Source organism: Chlamydiota bacterium (genome assembly GCA_016178055.1).
Taxonomy (GTDB): domain Bacteria; phylum Auribacterota; class JACPWU01; order JACPWU01; family JACPWU01; genus JACOUC01.
Genome location: JACOUC010000011.1, coordinates 1 through 20,980, shown reverse-complemented (window position 1 = coordinate 20,980; position 20,980 = coordinate 1). Strand labels below are relative to the sequence as shown.

The 20,980-nt window shown below is 41.4% G+C and carries 20 protein-coding genes; 19 read left to right on the top strand and 1 reads right to left on the bottom strand.

Features of this window, described 5'->3' with window-relative positions; all coding sequences use genetic code 11:
- The first annotated feature begins 442 nt into the window (after positions 1–442).
- From HYS07_01450 to polA, 5 genes are all read left to right on the top strand, one after another.
- A complete protein-coding gene (locus tag HYS07_01450) occupies positions 443–1,042 on the top strand; it encodes a porin family protein (protein ID MBI1869841.1) in 600 nt (199 codons plus the stop codon).
- Positions 1,042–1,533 (top strand): hypothetical protein, encoded by a 492-nt coding sequence (locus HYS07_01445; protein MBI1869840.1) that lies wholly within the window; start codon positions 1,042–1,044, stop codon positions 1,531–1,533. Before HYS07_01450 ends, HYS07_01445 begins: the two co-directional genes overlap by 1 nt.
- The gene (locus tag HYS07_01440; GenBank protein ID MBI1869839.1) at positions 1,533–2,234 is read left to right on the top strand and encodes an outer membrane beta-barrel protein; all 702 of its coding nucleotides are present in this window, start codon (positions 1,533–1,535) and stop codon (positions 2,232–2,234) included. Before HYS07_01445 ends, HYS07_01440 begins: the two co-directional genes overlap by 1 nt.
- 263 nt (positions 2,235–2,497) lie before the next feature.
- The gene (locus HYS07_01435) at positions 2,498–4,981 is read left to right on the top strand and encodes a tetratricopeptide repeat protein (GenBank protein ID MBI1869838.1); all 2,484 of its coding nucleotides are present in this window, start codon (positions 2,498–2,500) and stop codon (positions 4,979–4,981) included.
- Between the two features lie 51 nt (positions 4,982–5,032).
- Positions 5,033–7,624: a DNA polymerase I gene (gene polA, locus HYS07_01430; GenBank protein ID MBI1869837.1), complete on the top strand. Its 2,592-nt coding sequence runs from the start codon at positions 5,033–5,035 to the stop codon at positions 7,622–7,624.
- On the opposite strand, the gene HYS07_01425 is transcribed toward polA, so the two are convergent.
- Positions 7,593–7,748, bottom strand: a complete 156-nt coding sequence (locus HYS07_01425; GenBank protein ID MBI1869836.1) for a hypothetical protein — start codon at positions 7,746–7,748, stop codon at positions 7,593–7,595. The genes polA and HYS07_01425 overlap by 32 nt on opposite strands.
- On the opposite strand from HYS07_01425, the gene HYS07_01420 reads away from it, so the two are divergent.
- The 14 genes from HYS07_01420 to HYS07_01355 all read left to right on the top strand — a co-directional run bounded on the left by HYS07_01420 (position 7,749) and on the right by HYS07_01355 (position 20,762).
- Positions 7,749–9,797 carry a hypothetical protein gene (locus HYS07_01420; GenBank protein MBI1869835.1) on the top strand — a complete coding sequence of 683 codons (2,049 nt, stop codon included), beginning with the start codon at positions 7,749–7,751 and terminating at the stop codon, positions 9,795–9,797. It begins immediately after the preceding gene.
- Positions 9,794–10,417, top strand: a complete 624-nt coding sequence (locus HYS07_01415; GenBank protein ID MBI1869834.1) for a dephospho-CoA kinase — start codon at positions 9,794–9,796, stop codon at positions 10,415–10,417. The genes HYS07_01420 and HYS07_01415 overlap by 4 nt, the downstream gene beginning before the upstream one ends.
- On the top strand, positions 10,410–11,759 hold the full coding sequence (rho, locus tag HYS07_01410) for a transcription termination factor Rho (protein MBI1869833.1): 1,350 nt from the start codon (positions 10,410–10,412) through the stop codon (positions 11,757–11,759). The genes HYS07_01415 and rho overlap by 8 nt, the downstream gene beginning before the upstream one ends.
- Positions 11,760–11,846: 87 nt before the next feature.
- Positions 11,847–12,047: a 50S ribosomal protein L31 gene (gene rpmE, locus HYS07_01405; protein ID MBI1869832.1), complete on the top strand. Its 201-nt coding sequence runs from the start codon at positions 11,847–11,849 to the stop codon at positions 12,045–12,047.
- 98 nt (positions 12,048–12,145) lie between these two features.
- Entirely contained in the window at positions 12,146–13,216 is a 1,071-nt protein-coding gene (prfA, locus tag HYS07_01400) for a peptide chain release factor 1 (protein ID MBI1869831.1), read from the top strand.
- Between the two features lie 111 nt (positions 13,217–13,327).
- Positions 13,328–14,239: a peptide chain release factor N(5)-glutamine methyltransferase gene (gene prmC, locus HYS07_01395; protein MBI1869830.1), complete on the top strand. Its 912-nt coding sequence runs from the start codon at positions 13,328–13,330 to the stop codon at positions 14,237–14,239.
- A gap of 117 nt (positions 14,240–14,356) precedes the next feature.
- Positions 14,357–15,661 (top strand): UDP-N-acetylglucosamine 1-carboxyvinyltransferase, encoded by a 1,305-nt coding sequence (gene murA, locus HYS07_01390; protein MBI1869829.1) that lies wholly within the window; start codon positions 14,357–14,359, stop codon positions 15,659–15,661.
- A 28-nt stretch (positions 15,662–15,689) separates the two neighbouring features.
- On the top strand, positions 15,690–15,938 hold the full coding sequence (gene rpsP, locus HYS07_01385; GenBank protein MBI1869828.1) for a 30S ribosomal protein S16: 249 nt from the start codon (positions 15,690–15,692) through the stop codon (positions 15,936–15,938).
- A gap of 90 nt (positions 15,939–16,028) precedes the next feature.
- Positions 16,029–16,700 carry a tRNA (guanosine(37)-N1)-methyltransferase TrmD gene (gene trmD, locus HYS07_01380; GenBank protein ID MBI1869827.1) on the top strand — a complete coding sequence of 224 codons (672 nt, stop codon included), beginning with the start codon at positions 16,029–16,031 and terminating at the stop codon, positions 16,698–16,700.
- Between the two features lie 9 nt (positions 16,701–16,709).
- Positions 16,710–17,120 (top strand): 50S ribosomal protein L19, encoded by a 411-nt coding sequence (rplS, locus tag HYS07_01375; GenBank protein MBI1869826.1) that lies wholly within the window; start codon positions 16,710–16,712, stop codon positions 17,118–17,120.
- Positions 17,121–17,236: 116 nt separating this feature from the next.
- On the top strand, positions 17,237–17,863 hold the full coding sequence (locus HYS07_01370; GenBank protein ID MBI1869825.1) for a ribonuclease HII: 627 nt from the start codon (positions 17,237–17,239) through the stop codon (positions 17,861–17,863).
- A 4-nt stretch (positions 17,864–17,867) separates the two neighbouring features.
- Positions 17,868–18,242: a YraN family protein gene (locus tag HYS07_01365; protein MBI1869824.1), complete on the top strand. Its 375-nt coding sequence runs from the start codon at positions 17,868–17,870 to the stop codon at positions 18,240–18,242.
- Positions 18,243–18,531: 289 nt separating this feature from the next.
- Positions 18,532–19,098, top strand: a complete 567-nt coding sequence (locus HYS07_01360) for a nucleotidyltransferase (protein ID MBI1869823.1) — start codon at positions 18,532–18,534, stop codon at positions 19,096–19,098.
- 131 nt (positions 19,099–19,229) lie between these two features.
- Entirely contained in the window at positions 19,230–20,762 is a 1,533-nt protein-coding gene (locus HYS07_01355) for a YifB family Mg chelatase-like AAA ATPase (protein ID MBI1869822.1), read from the top strand.
- Positions 20,763–20,980 lie beyond the last annotated feature (218 nt).

Genomic DNA, 20,980 nt, shown 5'->3' with positions numbered 1-20,980 from the left:
GGACTTTTTGAGTATCTAAATTTTCTAAAACGATCGTGAGACAAGAATTAAGATGCTTATCTTTGTCTTTTGACAATCTTAGGAAGGGAGGGCTTATTAAAAATTCAGTTAATGGCTGCGAGGTTTGAACTTTGTGACCTTTGAAAGTTGTACCATTGCAATAAAGGAAGCTAGCCCGAATTTCTCATCACATTTCTACTCAGAGCGCCAATTCCGCCTCGTCTCTGGGTGCAAACTCAGGTCTAGCCCTCCTCAACGTACTGTAAAGTACGCCTCACATGGCCTCGGTCGTGCAACCTCCCCTCCAAAGCGGACTCGGGCGGTCGAGCTCAAGAAATCTGATGAGAAATCCGGGCTAGATGTTGCGAGTAAGGGAAAAAGCGATTGAGAGTTGTTAAAAATTTATTAGCTTACATAAAATTTGAAAGGGGGGAAGAAAGCGATGAAGGACTATATTTGGAAAATCGGGGTTGTGGCATCATTGATCTTCGTGGCGCAGGGAAGCTGGGCGAATGAAATAGACAAGCATCATTTTTACGTGGAAGGTCAAGTATCGGGGGCTATTCCTCGGGATGATTCGTTAGACGTGGCTATCTATTCCAGTGGACGACTTGGATATGACTTAAGTTCCCACTTTTCTCTAGATGTGGAGTCAGGGTATGCAAATTTTGAAAGTGATTCTGTATTGGGTGACGTTTCCATGGTCACGGTATTGACCAACATCAGACTTCACGTAAGGTCTGGAAATCTTGACCCGTACTTTTTTGGAGGCCTAGGTGTGGTTTTCCCAGATATCGATGACGAGACGATTGGGGAGGTGAGCGTTTCGGCCGATATTGACAATGCCCTTGCTGCTCAGTTTGGTGCGGGGATCCTTTATCATTTTACTGAAAATATTGCTGCATTTCTGGAGTGGCGCATCCTTTTTGCTGAAGCCGATCTGACAGAAACTTTTGTGATTGATTCTGATGTCGAGACATTCGAGGACGAGCAAGAGCTGCACACAGGCATTTTTGGGGGCGGACTGAGGATAAAGTTCTAATGAGAGAAGGCGTAATGCATTGGTCACAGAAGGCACTTATTTTAGCGGTGCTTTTTTCATCACCTGGTTGTGCGACGATGATGAGGGCAAGCCATGAAACGCTTGAGGTACAGGTTCATACGGATCCTGCCGGTGCTATCGTCAAGTGCAGTGGACAAACAATCGAGACGCCGGGCAGTTTGAGCTTACATCGTTCCCAGGATCATGTGATCTATATTGAGAAGCCCGGTTATAAGCGAGCAGTTGTTCACCTTCGCTCACGCCCCAGTGGAGGAGATATGGGCGCCTCCTTTTTTACCAATACCGCAACTGTAGGATGGTGGACTTTGGGGATAGGGACAGTAGCTGGGATGGCTGTGGATGCAGTTAGTGGTTCTATGAATGATTTAGAGACGACATCGCTTTTGGTTAAGCTGGAGCCTGGAGAGGGAGAGGTTCATATCGAGGCGTCTGACCTGATTCAATCGGACAAAAAGAAAAGGAGGAAATAATGAAGAGATATTCTGGGGTATTCATGATGACGTTATCTGTCATCATAAGTTTGGGAATTTCGAAAGTTTGGGCCGAAGAGAATTCTTTAAAGGAACGTTTTTATTTTGAGCCAGAGGCAATGGTGATCGTCCCAGGGAATGATGATGAGAACGAGGAATTAGGGAAGGATGAATTAAAGCCAGGCCCTTTCATAGGAAGTCGGATCGGGTTTGAGGTCAGCCCTTGGACCAGTCTTGAATTTGAAACAGGATGGGCCAAGATCGATGAAAAATTTGAAGGCGAAGAAGTCGCAGAGCTCACGATGGTTCCGCTTTTTCTTAATGTGAAGTTGGATTTGACTTCGGGAGAAGCCCGTTTCAGTCCTTACGTTTACGTCGGTGGAGGAGTGATATTCAATGATTACGATTTGGACATTTCAAAAACCATTGAGATTTTAAATGACATCTTGGGTGTTGATTTGGACAGCTTGGGTGTCACTGTTTCAGTAGATGTGGGTAATGCCGGTGCCATTCAGGCGGGAGGCGGGCTTCTCTATCGTTTAAATAAAAATTGGAGCATCTTTGCTGAAGCAAGATATCTTCATGCCCAAATGGATATTACGGCCACTGTTGCTACTTCCGATACAGAAATTCAGGCGATTTTGGAAAATGAAAAGTTGGATATGTTCATCGCAGGTGCTGGATTCAGGTTTAATTTTTAAATTTTAAATACATATTCTCCATATTTTCTCCAGAGGCCCAGAGAGATTGAATAAAAAAACCTGTGTTATTATTCTCAAGCAAGACAGGGGATGTGATGAAAGTCCTTGACATCACTTCCTCCAAAGTTATAATTCGTGATAAGAAAAGCTAGACTTTACTTTACAACGATCCGATTTGATTTCTTAAAGAAGCAGAAAAAGCTAGAGAGGCCGAGCACTCATCTTTACCTGATCTAGCCTATTAAAAACGGGGGGCATTTGAAGTGAGGAAAGACACGTCTGAAATCCAACCTTTAAAAATAGATCACGAAAAATTTTTCCATTCCAAATACAAAATTTTCGATCGATTTTTTATCCCCTTTCCCTTTCTGGCATTAACCCTTCTTTTATCCTTATTCCTTTTGAGAGATGTATCCTTTCTCTATGCCGAAGACAGCCAAAATACTGAAAAAGCCTTAAAAACACTCCAAAAAGAAGAGGGAGAGAAATATTTTAAAGAGGGAATGAAGCTTTATAAAAACTCACAATACGAAGAGGCGATTCGTCTTTTTGATCAATCTCTCTCAATAGATCCTACTAATTCTCGTGTTGAGAAATATAAAGCAGCCTGCGTTCAGCAATTACATAAAGGAGAAAATCAAACTCCGATCGTCGAAGAGCCCAAAAAGACTGTAAGGGAAAAGACTAGACTCCAAGTCAATCCTAGTTTTGTCAAAGCGGGGAATCTTTATGATGAAGGTCGAGATTTAATTACCCAAGGCAAATTTGAAGAAGCCCAGAAAAAATTTGAACAGGCCTTAGAATTGAATCCCTACCATGTTGCTGCACGAAAATACGTTATTCTTTTACAAAATCGCCACCAGGCGGCTGAGCGAGAGAAGCAAGCCATTACAGAGGATGCACGGATGATTGATGTTCAAAAAGAGTGGCTTCCCCCTAAAAAGGAGAAAATCTCCCTTGAAATTATACCTGCCTGGAAGGTTCCCGTCGGGATTTCTGAAGCTCGAAAACGCTTAGAGGCTCAGACAGAACAGATTATTCCAGCCATTAACTTTAATAATGCCCATCTCTCCGATGTCATCAAGTATCTTTCTAGAATCTCAGGCGTCAACATCATTGTTGATGAGTCCGTTCTTCAGGCCCTGTCTTCTGAAGAAATCCCCGCTGAGAACGTGCCTGAAGAAGCCGTGGGTCCGAATGAACCTTTAGAGAGTAAAACACCCTCAACCCCTTCTCCGACGTTGAGTTCTGAACTTTCCAAAAAATCTGATCGAGTGACCATTACCGTCAAAGATGTCCCCTTGATCGAAGCATTGAGATACGTCTTGAGGGCGAAGGGACTGCGCTACATGATTGAAGATTATGCGATTATCGTTGTCTCTGGAGACTATATTCCCCCTGAAGAATTTGAAACACGTTATTATCATCTTTCAAGCGGTGTAGGTGCCTTTACCTCTTTTTCTGTCAGTGCAGCTGAAAAAGAAAAGAAAGAGAAGAAGAAGATGGGCGAGGAAGGCAGCGAAGCAGCTGAAACCATCACCATCAAAGACATCCTAGAGCAAAGTGGTGTACCATGGCCCATCGGAAGCAAAATCTTTTTGGATCAGAGAACCGGAACCTTAATTGTCCGAAACACTCCTACCAATTTAAAAATTGTTGAAGATATTTTAAGAACGTTGGACATTGCTCCCTATCAAGTTGCCATTACAGCTCGTTTTATTGAATTAGAAAATACGGATGCCGAAGAAATGGGGCTCGAGTGGCTATTGAGAGACGATCTTAAGTTTTTCATCAACGAAAGTTCCAATTCAGGTCTTACACCGGCAAATGCCTTGGAGAGAGTCCAGTTTGATCGATTGACCAAAACAGTCGGCGGAAAAACACTCGACCAATCCTTTTCTGGCAATCTTCGATATCTTTCAACCGATCCGTTAACAGGCTTTGTGACATCAAGCCTAACGGGTTCCGCTAATCCTATTGTTGCCTTTTCAGGAATTTTAACACGGCCAGAGTTTTCAATTATCTTACATGCCTTGAGCCAGCGGACCAAAAGCAATGTCCTTTCAAGTCCACGGGTCACCACCGTCAATGGTCAAAGGGCTCAGATCAAAGTTGTTCAAGAATTTATCTATCCGACTCAGTACGACGTCACTCCTGCAACCACCAATAGCCAGGGCAGCGTTACCACACCTCCCGTTGTTTCTCCTGGGAATTTTCAAACGAGGGATATTGGGATTGTCCTCAATGTAACCCCCAATGTAGGTGCAGATCGTAAGACCATTAACCTAACCATTATTCCTGAGGTCAGTGAATTTGTCACTTGGCTGGATTACGGAGTTCCCACTCAAACGTTTTTGGGAACCGATGGAGTCACACGAACACTCCCCGGTTATCCTATTCTTCAACCTCTTTTTGCCTCTCGCAATGTGACAACCAGTGTCATCGTTAATGATACCGATACCGTTGTATTAGGAGGACTCATCCGAGATCAAATCACTGCTTATCATGATAAAATACCCGTTCTAGGGGATATTCCTGTCTTAGGTCTCTTGTTTAAGAAAAAAGGTGAGATCAGTGTCAAGAAGAACCTGATTATTTTTGTGACCGCCGAGTTGGTCACTCCCTCTGGGGATCCTTATGCCCCCACACAATTTGAACCCGGTGAAACCTTGGTTCCCAAGACAAATCCTGAAGCTCCTTTAGCTTCTCAACCTTCTCTTCAGCCTGGGCTTCCTAAAAAAGATTAATTTTGTCTCCATCGATTAACGCTCATTTTATCACCCTAAAAACCCTAAAATATGAACGATTTACCTAGAAAAAAATTTTTTATTCTGGATGGGACAAGCCTCATTTATCGAGCCTTTTTTGCCATCCGCCCCTTACAAAACTCCAAAGGCATGGCCACCCACGCCATTTTAGGATTTACAAAAACTCTTCAAAAATTTATAAATGAAAAAAATCCTGACCATCTTGTCATTGTTTTTGATGCCAAGGGACCTACTTTTCGTCATCAAGCCTTTGAAAACTATAAAACTCATCGAAAACCCATGCCTGATGATCTAGTGATTCAACTCCCCTGGATCAAAAATTTGGTTAAAGCCTCTGGAATCCTCACTTTAGAAATTTCAGGATTTGAGGCAGATGATGTGATGGGAAGCCTTGCAGAAAAAGCGAAATCAGTTTTTGATGTCTTTGTTGTCAGTCCAGATAAAGACATGCTTCAACTGATTCAACCTCATGTTCATGTCATGCCTGATCCTTCTCAAGAAAAAATTCTAGATGAACCTGATGTAAAGGAATTATGGGGGGTCCTCCCTTGTCAAATCACTGATTTTTTGGGGTTAGTGGGAGACACTTCAGACAACATTCCCGGAATTCCTGGCGTAGGCCCCAAAACCGCAACCGCTCTTCTTCAAAAATTTAAAACCATCGAAGAGATTTTTGAAAAAAACTGGTCTACCATTGGAAAAACAAAAAAATCATCTCTCCTCGAACATCAAAAAATTGCAGAATTAAGCAAAAATTTAGCATCCCTTTCACTCGAGGTTCCCTTCAAGTTTTCATGGGAAGAAACTAAAATCCAAGCTAAAAATCAAGATGAGCTCTTGAGAATTTTTGAAGAGCTTGAATTCAAAGATTTTTTAAGAGAAGCATCCCCTTCCCAAACCTCTACTTACAACATCATCCGACCTCAAGATATCCATGAAATAGACGAAATGAATCAAGTGCTCCAACAACATCCAAAGATGGGAATGGCTATTCATTTTGAAAAAATTTCTCCTTTTGAACCTTCTCTTTTAGGGATCGGAGTCATGACCCCTGATCAAAAAGCTTACTATCTTTCACTTCAGGAAAAAAACAGAGATTTTTCAAAATTTTTCCATCTATTAAAAGATGCTTCTATTCAAAAAATAGGTTATGACTTAAAGGGACAGAGTCTCATTTTAGAAAGCAGTCACCTTTCCTTATCAGGAATAACGTTCGACATTAAAGTTGCAGCTTTTTTGGCCAATTCTACAACTCACTTTAAAGATTTTAGAGAGTTGGCAAGTTTCTTTTTGAAAACCAATATTGCAGCACAAGAAGTGGAAACTCCCGAAAGCGTCGTTCAAGAAGCAGCCCTTTCCCTAGAATTGGAACCCATTTTGTCATCGATGCTCCAAAAATCAGATCAAACAGAACTTTTTTGTAAAATTGAAATGCCCCTGATTGAGGTCTTGGCTGAGATGGAGAAAACAGGCATTCCCTTAGAACTTTCTCAACTTGAAAAAATGTCTCATGAATTTCAAAATTTGCTTAAAAAGCTGGAACTCAAAATTCATACCTTTGCAGAGGAATCTTTTAATATTCACTCTTCTAAAGAACTTTCAAAAATTCTCTTTGAAAAATTGAAACTTCCTCCCATTAAAAAAACGAAAACCGGTTATTCAACCGATGCCAGTGTCCTCACCGAATTAACTTCTCACCATCCCATCATCCCTTTGCTACTGGAATATCGCCAAATTTCAAAACTTAAATCGACTTATGTGGATGCCCTTCCTTCCCTTGTTCATCCAAAAACGGGGCGGCTTCACACGACCTTTAGTCAAACCTCAGCAGAAACAGGACGTCTTGCAAGCCTCAACCCCAATCTTCAAAACATTCCCGTTCGATCCCATTTAGGAAAAAAAATTAGAGCGGCCTTTGTTGCCCCGGAACATCATATTCTTCTCTCGGCTGATTATTCTCAGATTGAACTGAGAGTCCTCGCTCATCTTTCTGAAGACCCTAAACTGATTCAAGCCTTTGAAATGGACGAAGACATTCATCGCTCGACTGCACAGGAAATCTTTGGTGTTGCCGAAGAAAAAATCACCGACGAGATGAGAGCGAAGGCTAAAGTCATTAATTTTGGAATCATCTATGGAATGGGCACCTTTGGCCTTTCAAAAGAATTAGGAATTTCCATAGAGGAGTCTAAGCATTTTATAGAAGCCTATCACCAACGCTTTCCTCAAGTTCATGAATTTTTGAAACTCATTTTAGAAAAGGCCAAAGAAAATGGCTATGTTACGACCCTTTTTGGAAGAAGGCGTTATCTTCCGAACCTTAAAAGTTCTCAAATCTCTCTACGTCAACTGGCGGAACGAATGGCCATCAATACCCCCATTCAAGGGACCGCTGCCGATTTAATAAAAATAGCCATGATCAATGTTCATCACGCCTTGAAAGAAAATAGCTTATCCTCAAAAATTTCTCTTCAAATTCATGATGAACTCATTCTCATCGTTCCTGAAAAAGAAGAAGGAACTATTCAATCCTTACTCAAAGAAAAAATGGAAAACGTCACTCCCCTACGCGTTAAACTCAAAATCAATATCAACCAAGGTAAGAATTGGATGGAGCTTTAAAAGCAGCTCGAGGCTCAAGGCTCGAAGCTCGAGGGAAAAGCAAAAACCGAAGAAGTATTTGCCTCGAGCCTTGAGCCTCGAGCTTCGAGCCCGTCTCAGAGCTTCTAATTATGTTATAATTCATATGAAACTTTCAAAAAAATTATTCATTATCCTCTCCCTCATCACCGTCTATATTTTATGCGTCTGGCTGCGGATTGGGATTCGCCACGCCATCGATATAAAATATGGAGACGAACTCCCTTTCACCTTAGAGGGGGCATTTCTCTACACCTTTTCAGAGGCTGTAGCCCAAGGAAAAGATATGGCGTCTCTTGAGCGTAAAGCCCAATATCCAGAAGGGTTTTCGGCTTCCAAAAAAATTTCACTGACCCCGGATCATCTATTAGGTTTTTTTTATCGAAAATTCTTTAAATCTATTCCCTATGCCCATTTTTTAAAAATGGCTCAATCTTTTTTTCTTTCTCTTTCTATTTTTCTCGTTTTTGGAATTACTTTTCGAAGTTCGAGAAATCCCTTCTTAAACCTGGGTTCGAGCTTAATTTACGGCATTAGTTTTTGCTCTGTTATCAGGTCAACAGGCATGGAGTACTCCCGAGAAAATTTTGCGCTTCCATTTCTCTTTCTCCATTTTGCCCTGCTCTTCATTCCAGCAAGAAAAATCCTACAACAAATATTGGCGGCCTTGAGTCTTTGCCTTGCCCTCATAATTTGGGATGGTTCCCAAATCTATTTTATTTTATGGATGATTTATGAAATCGGCCATGTGTTTTTTGCTCATGAAGATCCTCGTCTTCGACATCCTCTTTGGATCATTCATTTATGTGTTCTCATTCCTACAGCTTTTTTTCACCCTTATCTCAAAGATCATCAGTTTCTCTTCTCTCCAGGAATGATGGGGCTTTATGCCTTAGGATTGATCCTTCCTTTTTCTAAAAGATGGAAGAGGTTCTCTCTCCTTTTACTCCTACCCCTTTTCTGCTTTCTGGGCTGGCAATCTCCTTATCTCCCCATTTATAATCACATGATTGAGTTAATATTCTACAAAATTAAATTTTTAAACATCAAACCCGAAAACCCTTCGCTCCTCCCCTTTGATATCCGTCTCCTTTGGACACCTGCCCTTCAGTCCCTTTCGTTTGATCATCTTAAAAGTCTTGTCCCAGCCTTTTTGCTCGGCTTGGCAGCGATTTATTCTTTTTATAAAGATCTTAGGAGAAAACTCAACGTCTCTCCAGAATCAGACCTTCAATTTTCACCCAAAAATAGGCCCTTATTTTTTCTCTTGTTTTTTTTCTTCTCTTTCCTTATATTAAGTCTAGCTTTTGTAAGGTTGGAAGTATTTCTGGTATTTTTCCTTGCGTGCCTCATAGGTTCAGCACCCTTTAGGACAAGCCTTCAAAGAACGAAAATGATCTGGAATTCTTGTTTAATTCTGACGTTACTCTTTGAAGCAAAAGACGTTACAAATGATTTTTCTCGTTTTGAAAGACCCGTTCTTTATTCTCAGCTTGAGGGAGTAGTCCATTGGGTTAAGGTCCATACGCGAAAAGAGGCTGTGGTCCTTGCGAATTTTGGGTTATCCCCCTCTTTTCTTGCATATAGCCATAGGGCGATTGTACTCCACCCCAAATACGAATCCAGGGATATGCGGGAGAAGATAGAACAATTTACCCAGACGCTCTTTCAAATAAACGAAAAAGCTTTTTATCAGTACTGTATTAAAAATGGTGTTCATTATTATGTGCATGCCCTTGGGACGTTTCAAGATCGATCGAAGTACTCATGGGCCTATATGGCCAATGCACTTGAAATTCCGTTACAGGCACCTGTAGCCCGTTTTGAGTATGGTAAGCGTATTCAAGGATTTGACCTGACTTATCAGAACGCGAAATACGTGATCTATCGGGTTCTTTCACCTCAGGAGCTTGAACAAGCTCAAAAATTGAAAGAGGAAGGAGATCAGTATTTAAAAGAACAATTTTATGATGAGGCTGAGAAAAAGTACAACCAAGCCCTTTTCCTTGATCCAAACGATTTCATGATTTTTTTTCGTTTAGCTAAAATTTATAAGCTTTTAAACTTATCTGAAAAAGCGATTGCCGCTACCAAAGAAGGCGTGAAAACGATCTCGGAACTTGGAATGAATTTAAGTCATACAGGTGAAAAGTGAATTGGGTTGGATTAACCGGAGGAATTGGATCAGGGAAGAGTACGGTTGGCCAATACCTGAAACGTGTGGGGGCTCAAGTTTTTGAAGCAGATGTCCTTGCTAAAACAGTTTTAGAAGAAAAAAAGATTCAAGTGAAAATTTTTCACGCTTTTGGAAAAAAAATTCTCCAAGCTTCAGGAAAGATTGATCCAAAAAAATTAGCTGAGGTTGTTTTTCAGAATCGAAAGAAACTGGACCAACTGGAAAAAATCATTCATCCTCCTGTCATTCGAGAGATTAAGAAAAAGATACAGGAAGAGAGAGGGGAAAAATCATCGATCGGGATATTCATTATTCCCCTTCTTTTTGAAAAACATTTGGAACGTTTCTTTAAAAAGGTCATTGTTGTCGTTTGCCTTAAAAAAAAACGTATTGAACGAGCTTCTCGACATTTAAAGATTTCACCGCAACAAGTTCTTTTTCGCATGAAGCATCAAATGGATTCAAAACTTCAGATGAAGAAGGCCAATTTTATCATTCATAATCGAGGAACAAAGTTGGAGCTTAAAAGTGAGACTCAAAAAGTTTGGGTGGAATTGATTAAAATTTTTAACATAAAAGGAGAGAAAAAATATGGTTAGACTGGGAAGAACATCTCAAGGATCACAAAATTCGGAAAGGGAAATACTGGACGAGGATACGGTCTCTCGTGCCGATGCTGTGGGAGAAACGACAGACATTGCTAAATTGCAGGAGATGACCGTTTCCGAGCTGAATCAAATGGGTAAGGAGTTAGACCTTCGGGGAATGGCAAATCTTAAAAAGCACGAGTTGATTTTTGAGATTCTTAAAGCCAAGGCATTAAAGAGTGGTCTAATGTTTGGAGAGGGAGTGCTAGAGGTCCTTCCAGATGGTTTTGGTTTTTTAAGATCACCCAATTATAATTATCTTCCCTGCCCTGAAGATATTTATGTTTCTCCCTCTCAGATTAAAAAATTTGATCTAAAGACAGGAGATACGGTCTCGGGCCAGATCCGACCCCCTAAAGATAAAGAGCGGTATTTTGCGCTTTTAAAGGTTGAGGCCATTAACTTTGAAAGTCCTTCAAAGGTAAGAGATAAAATTCTTTTCGATAATTTAACGCCTCTCTATCCTCAATCGCGATTTCTTTTAGAGGATGGTTCGAATGATATATCCATGAGGGTGATGGATCTTCTATCCCCGATTGGGAAGGGACAGCGGGGTGTGATTGTTGCCCCACCCCGTACCGGAAAAACCATGATTCTCCAGAAAATTGCCAAAAGTATCGCAACCAATTCTCCAGAGACCAAACTCATCGTTCTTCTGATTGATGAACGTCCTGAGGAAGTGACCGATATGAAACGAACGGTCAAAGGCGAAGTCGTCAGTTCCACTTTCGATGAGCCGCCTGAGCGTCATGTTCAAGTGGCTGAAATTGTGATTGAAAAGGCCAAGCGATTGGTCGAGCATGGCTTCGATGTGGTCATTCTTTTAGACAGCATCACTCGCCTCGCCCGTGCTTATAATACGCTTGAACCCCATAGCGGTAAAATTCTCTCCGGGGGTATTGATGCAAACGCCCTTCATAAACCCAGGCGTTTTTTTGCAACAGCTCGAAATATTGAAGAGGGAGGAAGTATTACCATTATTGCTACAGCCCTTGTGGATACGGGAAGCCGAATGGACGAGGTCATTTTTGAAGAATTCAAGGGAACTGGTAATATGGAAATCACCTTGGACCGCCGGCTCGTCGATAAGCGTATTTTCCCTGCAATTGACATTGAAAAATCTGGAACGCGAAAAGAAGAGTTGCTTTTTCATCCGGATGAGCTTCAGAAAATCTGGATGCTTCGCCGGGCTTTGAACACCATGAACGCCGTAGAAGCCATGGAACTTCTGGTCGAAAAGTTAAAGAAGACCAAAACGAATGCAGAATTTCTCGTGACTCTGCACCAGCAGTAACGCTTGATTAAACGTCTCATTTTATGCTATGGTTTCAAGTCTTTTTAAAGGACATTTTTTATATAACTTATTCTTTTGGAGGATGTTATGAAAGAAGGAATTCATCCCACTTACATGGAAACAACGATTACGTGTGCTTGTGGGGAAGTCATTCACACTCGATCAACGAAAGAAAATTTAAAGGTGGGGATTTGTTCAAAATGCCATCCCCTTTTCACAGGCAAGCAGAAATTTGTAGATACCGCAGGACGGGTCGAACGCTTTCAAAAAAGATACAACAAAAAGTAATAAGTAGCCGCCCCATTCATGGGGCCACGCATAGATTGCCCGATAAATCGGGCGACTACAAGAGGTAAACGAAAGTTTATAAAGACGAGAAATAGCTTGTGTTAGAAAGATATGACGAATCAAAATCACGACTGAAGGAGCTGGAAACGCTCCTTTCAGATTCAAAGGTTTTTCTAGATCGGTCCAAGTATCAGGAGCTCGCTCGAGAGCATGCCTCCTTGAGGGGCACCGTTGGAAAAATGGAAGCCTATAGAAAGGTCCTTGAAGAAATTGAAGAGGTTACCCTCTTACAAAAGGACCCGAAGAATGATCTTGATCTTGAACTCACGTCTTTTTTAAAAGGGGAATTGGAGCGCCTTCAACATCAAAAAGGAGATTTGGAGCTTGAAATCAGAGCGGATCTCCTCCCCCACGACAAGAACGAGGGAAGAAATGTCATTGTAGAAATTCGCTCAGGTGCAGGAGGCGATGAAGCATCCATTTTTGCAGCTGATTTGTTTCGGCTTTATGACCGATATGCTCAGGATCATGGTTGGAAATTAGAGCCTTTGTCGAGCAGCCCAACCGGATTAAAAGGGTTTAAAGAAATTATTTTTTCGGTAGAAGGGCCGGATGCTTACCGGAAGCTTCGCTTTGAAAGCGGAGTTCATCGGGTTCAGCGGGTTCCCGTCACAGAAGGGAGTGGAAGAATTCATACTTCTACCGTCACCGTTGCTGTTCTCCCTGAAGCAGAGGATATAGAAATTGAAATAAAATCAGAGGATCTTAGAATTGATGTCTTTCGATCCTCTGGACCTGGCGGACAAAGTGTCAATACAACGGATTCTGCCGTTCGGATTTTTCACATCCCAAGCGGGATTACGATTTCTTGCCAGGATGAGAAATCTCAGCATAAAAATAAGGCCAAGGGGCTTCGCGTTTTGCGAGCCCGGCTTAAAGAAAAACAAGATTTAGAAGAACAAATCAAACTTTCTCAAGAAAGAAAATCTCAAATTGGAACGGGGGAAAGAAGCGAAAAAATCAGAACCTATAATTTCCCTCAAAATCGAGTGACGGATCATCGAATTGGGTTTTCCCTCTATAACCTCCAGGAATTTATGGAGGGTAAAATTGAACCGATGATTCAAGCGTTGTTGAATGATTATATTAATACAATGATGAAAATCTAAATGCATCCCTTGCAGCAGCATTAGAAATTTTGGATTTTAGTATGTCATTTTGATTTTTGATTTTTGGATTTTGAATTATTAATTCTCATCCACTTGGATGAACAAAAGTTTATGACAACAATGATCAAAACTGACTGTAAAGTTAAAACAATTCAGAATTTGCTGAATGAAGTTCGTATCCATCTTAGTCAAGGGAAGGTGAATGATTGCGACGTTGATGCGGAATGGATTGTGGCAGAAACACTGAAGTTAAAATCGAGAGCCGAACTTTATATTGAAAGAAACCAAGAAATATCTCAAGAAAATTGCAATCGGGTTTTTGAGCTTGCAGCTGAAAGAGTGAAAGGCGTTCCGTTACAGTATTTAATGGGAGAAGTGGAGTTTTTTTCATTGAAGCTAAAAATAACTTCAGACTGTTTAATTCCTAGACCCGAGACAGAAATTTTGGTGGAAGAAGCTATTCATTGGTTTTGTCAACATCGGTTTTGTCAACATCCCAAAAAAATGCATCGAATTTTAGATTTGGGAACCGGTTCAGGGAATATCGCCATTGCCATTGCAAAGCATGTTCCTAACTCACGTATTTTGGCAATCGATATTTCTGAGAAAGCTTTAAAGGTGGCGAGAGAAAACATCACTTTTCATGATCTTTCTTCTCAGATCGAAACCTCTCAGGCTGATTTCACAAAAGAATTATTTTGCAGCAAACCTTTTGATTTGGTGGTTTCTAATCCACCCTATGTTGCCAAAGAGGATTGGAACGATTTACCTCGCGAAGTTCGTTTTTTTGAGCCTCGCATTGCGCTTTGGGGTGGGGAAAAAGGGATCGAAATCATTCGAAAAATGATGAGTAATGTAAGCTCCCTTTTAAGCAAAGAAGGCCTTTTTTTGATGGAATTTGGAGGAAATGCTCAAAGCGACATTGTGGAAGAGATTATTCTAGAAACAAGAAATTTTAAAAATTTTGAAATTTTAAAAGATCTATCAGGAAAAGATAGAATTGTGAAGGCGATAAAAAAATAAAACTTAATTAATCATTAAAAATTGAAAATGGATCATTTAGGAATTTATTTATTTTTATTACCAATTGTCAATTGTCAATTTTTAATTTTGTCAGATCAATAGCATGGTGTAGAAACTATGGACAAGATTGTTATTCAAGGTGGAGAAAGATTACAAGGATCACTTCAGGCAAGCGGGGCAAAAAATGCCTGCCTTCCGATTCTTGCAGCAGCCATGATGGGAGAAAGTCCCTCCATTATTCATCATGTCCCCCAGTTAAAAGATATCAACACCATGATCGAAATTTTAAATTTTTTAGGAGTCGAGTGCGAATGGATCGGGCCTTCTTCTCTTAAGATTGATCCACAAAATTTGCATGAGAATAAGGCCCCTTATGAATTGGTTCGAAAAATGCGGGCCTCGGTTTGTCTTTTGGGTCCCCTCTTAGCGAAAACACGTCGGGCAGTGGTCAGCATTCCTGGGGGATGTGTGATTGGCCCTCGTCCCATTGATCTTCATCTTAAAGGGTTACGAGCTCTCAATGTTAAAATTCAAGTGGAGCATGGTTATGTCGTTGCCGATGGAACTTTCATGAAAGGCGCAGATATTTTTTTAGGAGGACGCTTTGGTTCTAGTGTCCTTGGAACAGCCAATGTCATGATGGCAGCCTGTCTTACACCAGGAATCACCTTTATTGAAAGTGCAGCCTGTGAGCCTGAAATCGTGGATCTTGCTGAATTCCTAAAGAAAATGGGGGCTAAAATTGAAGGGGCGGGTTCTCATACGATTAAAATTGAAGGTTCATCTCAACTCAAGGGCACTGAACACACCGTTATTCCTGACCGAATTGAAGTTGGAACTTACCTTGTAGCCGGAGCCATGACAGGAGGTCCTGTCAAAGTTAAAAATGCACGATATCGACATTTGTCAGCCGTGATTGATAAATTGCAGGACGCGGGGGCTGAATTTGAATTTGAAGTGGATGGAATTACAGTTTCACGGAAAGAACCGCTAAAGGTGGTTGACGTGATTACACTTCCTTATCCTGGGTTTCCAACCGACATGCAGGCCCAGATGATGTCACTGATGTCCATTTCGGAAGGGATTAGTGTGATTACAGAAAAAATTTATTCTGAACGATTCATGCATATCAGCGAACTCAATCGGTTAGGAGCCAAGATTTCTCTGGAAGGATCAAGCGCTGTTGTGGTGGGAAGAAAGAAATTGAGCGGGGCCCCAGTCATGGCCTCAGATCTCAGAGCCAGTGCAGCCCTTATTCTTGCGGGGTTGGTTGCTGATGGCGAAACGGAGGTCCATCGAGTGTATCATCTAGACAGAGGATATGAGAAAATTGAACAGAAGTTGAGGGCTCTCGGCGCAAAGATTGAACGCGTCTCAGAGCTTCAGCAAGAAGAGGAACTCCAGATTGGAGTGGAGTTGTAAATTAAAAACATCAACAACGGAGAACAGTATGTCGGTTAAAATTCGTCTGAGGAGAATGGGAACACTCAAAAAACCATTCTTCCGTATTGTTGCAACAGACTCAAGAAGCCCTCGAGATGGTAAATTTCTTGAAACTTTAGGAACGTATGATCCTAAGAAAAAAGCGGTTGAGAACTGCACCGTTGAAAAGGAACGGGTGCTTGACTGGATCAAGAGAGGCGCTCAACCTTCTGACACAGTTAAAACGCTTTTAAAAAAGTCAGGGGTTCAGTATTAAAAAATAAATTTCAAATCTCAAATTTCAAATTTATTTTAATTCAGGGATAAGATAAGAACTCCTTATCCCTGTTTCCTGAATGGAGAAAAAATGTCTTTAAAGATCGATATCATCACTCTTTTTCCAGAAATGCTTGCAGGCTTTTTTTCTTCAAGCATTTTAAAGAAAGGGCAAGAAAAAGGACTTCTTGAAATTCATTGTGTGAATCCCCGCGATTTTACAACGGATAAACACAAAACCTGTGATGATCGCCCCTATGGGGGAGGCTCAGGAATGGTGATGAAAGCTGAGCCTATTTTCAAAGCGGTAAAGTCGGTACAAACATCCGAGTCCAAGATCATTCTTCTCAATCCTCAAGGGGAAAAATTCTCCCAAGCAAAGGCGATGGAATTTTCACGTCTTTCCCATCTTATTTTTATTTGTGGACATTATGAAGGGATTGATGAACGCGTAAAAATAGGACTCGCGGATGAGGAAATTTCGATTGGAGATTATGTTTTAACCAACGGGGCTCTGGCCGCAGCCGTGGTCGTAGACGCTATCGTACGCCTCGTTCCTGAAGTCCTTGGAAATCCGGATTCTCTTATGACGGAATCCTTTTCCATGGGACTTTTAGAATATCCTCAATATACACGACCTCGTATCTTTCAAGATGAAAGTGTCCCAGAAATTCTTTTGACTGGAGATCATCAAAAAATCAAAAAGTGGCGAAATGAAGAAGCAATAAAAAGAACTCAACAAAAGAGACCTGATTTACTATAATAGAGGCTTATGAAAACAAATATCATGAAAAAACTGAATGAAAAACAGATCCGAACAGATCTTCCGGATTTTAGAATTGGGGACATTCTAAAGGTTTTTTATAAAATCGTTGAAGGGGGAAAGGAAAGAATTCAGCCCTTTGAAGGAACCTTGATTGGAAGGCATGGGGGTGGCATTGCAAAAACCTTTACGATGAGAAAAATTTCCTTTGGAGAAGGAGTCGAACGAACCTTCCCTTTAGCCTCTCCTCGCATTGAAAAAATTGAAGTCGTTCGCCATGGAGAAGTGAGAAGGGCCAAACTCTATTACATCCGGGAAAAAGTTGGAAAAAAGTCTAAGATTAAGGAAAAGAAAACTTTAATCGCTGATGTTCAGAAAGAAGTGCCACAGAGTGAGGCTCCGGTTAAAATAGAGTCATAAAAATAGTCTACGGTCCACAGTCAACGGTCGACAGTTTTAAAGGAGTTATTTATTTCCATGGACCATGGACTATAGACTATGGACTCGTTTTCATAGTTGTTCGCACAAACCTTGAGGTGGTCTTGGAACCCAGAGATCAGTTTGAGAGAAAACTTTTCCAAAAAGGGTTTTCCCTGATTGCTGGAGTCGATGAAGCAGGTAGAGGACCTCTGGCAGGCCCGGTGGTAGCAGCTGCAGTGATCTTCCAGAAGAAAGAAAGTCCTGAAGGCATTCGAGATTCCAAAAAATTAAGTCCTCAAAAGCGAGAGCGCCTTTATCATCTCTTAATGGAAGACCCTTCTATCCTCAAAGGAATTGGCATTTGTAATGAGCGTATAGTCGACCAATTAAACATTCTTCAGGCCAGTTTCCAAGCCATGAGAATGGCCTTAAGTCAACTCTCACCTGGCCCTCAATTTGTACTGGTCGATGGCTTTAAAATCCCAGGCCTTTCCCTTCCTCAGAAAGGAATTCCAAAGGGAGATGATTTAAGTTATTCCATTGGAGCCGCTTCCATTCTCGCCAAGGTCACACGTGACCATTTAATGCTTGAATACGAAGAGCGTTATCCCGGTTATGGTTTTAAACAACACAAAGGATATGGAACCAAACTTCATTTAGAAATGCTCAAGGAAAAAGGCCCCTGTCCTGTCCATCGTACAAGTTTTGAACCGGTTAAACAATTACTCCAAGACGAAAGATAGAACGATGAACATCGAGGTGGGAAAAGAAGGCGAAAAAGCCGCAGAAAAATTCCTGCGTCAAAAGGGTTATAAAATTCTTCAAAGAAATTATCGATCGTCCTTAGGTGAAATTGATCTGGTCTGTCTCGATCGAAAAAAATTAACCTTTGTGGAAGTCAAAACAAATGCTGCTTCCAATGATTTTGGAAGACCTGAATCGAGAGTCGATACACGAAAACAAAAACAAATCATTCGTACAGCTCTTGGATTTATCAAAGAATCCGGGGCCAAAGATTTTGATTATCGTTTTGATGTCGTCAGCGTCTATTTAAAAGATTCTTCTCCTCAAAGAATCGAACATTTTGAAAATGCCTTTGAAGCAGACGGATATCTATTTTAGTTATTTTTTAAATTTTAAGCATAGAAATCATGGTAAAATACATCCATGGGTACTCATTCTCATTCTTTATCCTTCTTGCGTCAGGGACAGCTTTATCACGAAAAAAACAAGAAAAAGGTCTTACAATCTCTTAGCGTGCATCAAGGAATATGCGAATTTCTTGATCTCTACAACACCTTTCGTCCCCTGCTTGATCAAACGGAAAAGATCTTTCATCATGAACGAAAAATCTATCTCTCCCATTTCCAAGAACGACTCGGAAAATTGAATTTGTTGTTGAGGAATCGCCGTGGAAGATCTCTATCAGATCACCTTTAAGTTTCAAACCTATCTCCAAGAGAAAAAAATTAAGTCCGTCGTCATCGGAGGATTGGCAATTGCTATTTGGGGAGAACCTCGACTCACTCGAGACATAGATTTTAAAATACTCCTTGACCGTTCTCAATCGAAACAACTGGTCAACAAGATAGCTGCTCCCTACCAATTCCTCTCGTCAAACCCTTTAGAAGACCTCCAAAAAGCAGGTCTCATCTTTTTGAAAAGCCCAGAGGGAGTCAGAATAGATCTATTGCTCGCAGAAACACCCTTTGATGTTAAAGTCATTGAGCGATCTGTTCCAATTAAAGTCAAACCTGGAATATTTCTCAAAATCTGTACACCCGAAGATCTCCTCATCTACAAAATCATATCCACCCGGTCAAGAGATCATGAAGATATCGAAGGGATTATCATGAGACAAAAGAAGTTAGATCAAAAATATATTCTGGGATGGCTTAAACAATTTGAAACAGCTTTAGACGACTCTATGCTTATCCAAGAATACACACAACTGACAAAAAAGCATAGACGTCGTTAATTTTTACTCCTCACAGAAATTAAAAGAAATGAAAGCTTGTAAATATTTGTAACATTTCTCCTAGCAATGTATGATGTTTGTGATTCGAAACTCATTTTGATGACCATCATTTAAAAAAGGCTTTTCAAATCATGCTTTCAAAAGTTTTCTCGAGCGCTATTTTAGGGGTGGATGCTTATGCGGTCGAGATTGAGGTGGATATTACCCGTGGGCTTCCCACCATGGTCTTGGTGGGACTCCCTGATACTTCTGTCAAAGAATCGCGAGATCGTGTCAAGTCCGCTCTTGAAAATTCAGGATTTTCTCAACCGTCTAAAAGGATCACGGTCAATCTTGCCCCAGCAGATCTTAAAAAGGAAGGGCCCAGTTTTGATCTTCCCATCGCCTTAGGAATTCTCATCGCTTCCAATCAACTGATGACTGAAAAAATTCGGGATTATCTTGTGATTGGAGAGCTTGCTTTAGATGGCCAGATTCGGCCCGTGAAAGGGGTTTTGGCCATGGCTCTTCTCGCATTAAAACAAGGGAAAAAAGGGGTTTTGGTCCCTCAAGAAAATATTCAAGAAGCCGCAGTTGTTCAAGGAATCAAAGCCCTTCCCCTTCAAACGCTCTCTCAGGCAGTCCGTTTTTTATCGAATGAAATTGAATTGAAAAACAGTGAAATTCATCCCGAAAAAATTTTTGAACAAAACGGATATGCCGATCTTGATCTCTCTGAAATTAAGGGGCAAGCGCTTGCCAAAAGGACCCTTGAAATTGCAGCAGCAGGCTCTCATCATCTTTTAATGATTGGTCCTCCAGGATCAGGGAAAACCCTGCTTGCAAAGGCATTGGCTGGAATTCTTCCCTCCATGAATCTAGAAGAAGCCCTTGAGACCACAAAAATCCACAGTGTTGCTGGAACACTGAGTCCCGAAAAACCTTTAATCACTTCCCGCCCCTTTCGCTCTCCCCATCATACCGTCAGTGATGTCGGTTTGGTTGGGGGTGGAACTTTTCCTAAACCGGGAGAGGTCAGTCTTTCACATCATGGCGTTCTTTTTTTGGATGAGCTTCCAGAATTCAAACGCAATGTCATTGAAGTGCTCCGGCAACCCTTGGAAGATGGCCACATAACGATTACCCGAGCGATGGGCTCACTCTCCTATCCCGCAAGATTTATGCTGGTTGCAGCCATGAATCCTTGTCCTTGTGGCTATTTTACTGATCCCAGGCGAGAATGCCGTTGCACTCCCCTTCAAGTTCAGCGTTACCGTTCAAAAATTTCGGGTCCCCTGCTTGACCGAATCGATATCCACATCGAGGTTCCAGAGGTCAAATTCCATGAACTGTCCAATGATCAAGCGCTAGAAAGCTCCGAAGTTGTCCGCCAACGAGTCGATCAGGCTCGGGAAATCCAAAAAAACCGATTCAAGAGAAAAGGAATCTTTACCAATGGGCAGATGAACTTAAGAGAAATTCGTAAGCACTGTGTTTTGGAAACAGAGGGAAAGAACCTCTTAAAAATGGCTGTGACAGAACTTGGAATGAGCGCTCGGGCTCACGATCGCATTCTCAAAGTTTCCCGCACCATTGCAGATTTAGCAAATTGTGAAATGATAGAAGCTCCTCATGTTTCTGAGGCCATTCAATACCGCTCTTTGGATCGAACCATGTGGACGTAACAACAGCTGGTTCCCCTTGTAGCCGCCCGATTCATCGGGCAAATTTATGCGAGGGACGGCCCCATAAATGGGGCGACTACTAGCCCGCATTTCTCATCAGATTTCGTCGCGAGAGCGCCGAGTCCGCTTTGGATGCGAGGAAGACGACCGAGGCCATGCGAGGCATACTTTACAGTATGTTGAGCGTGGCCGACCGAGTCTGACGAAGCAGACGAGGC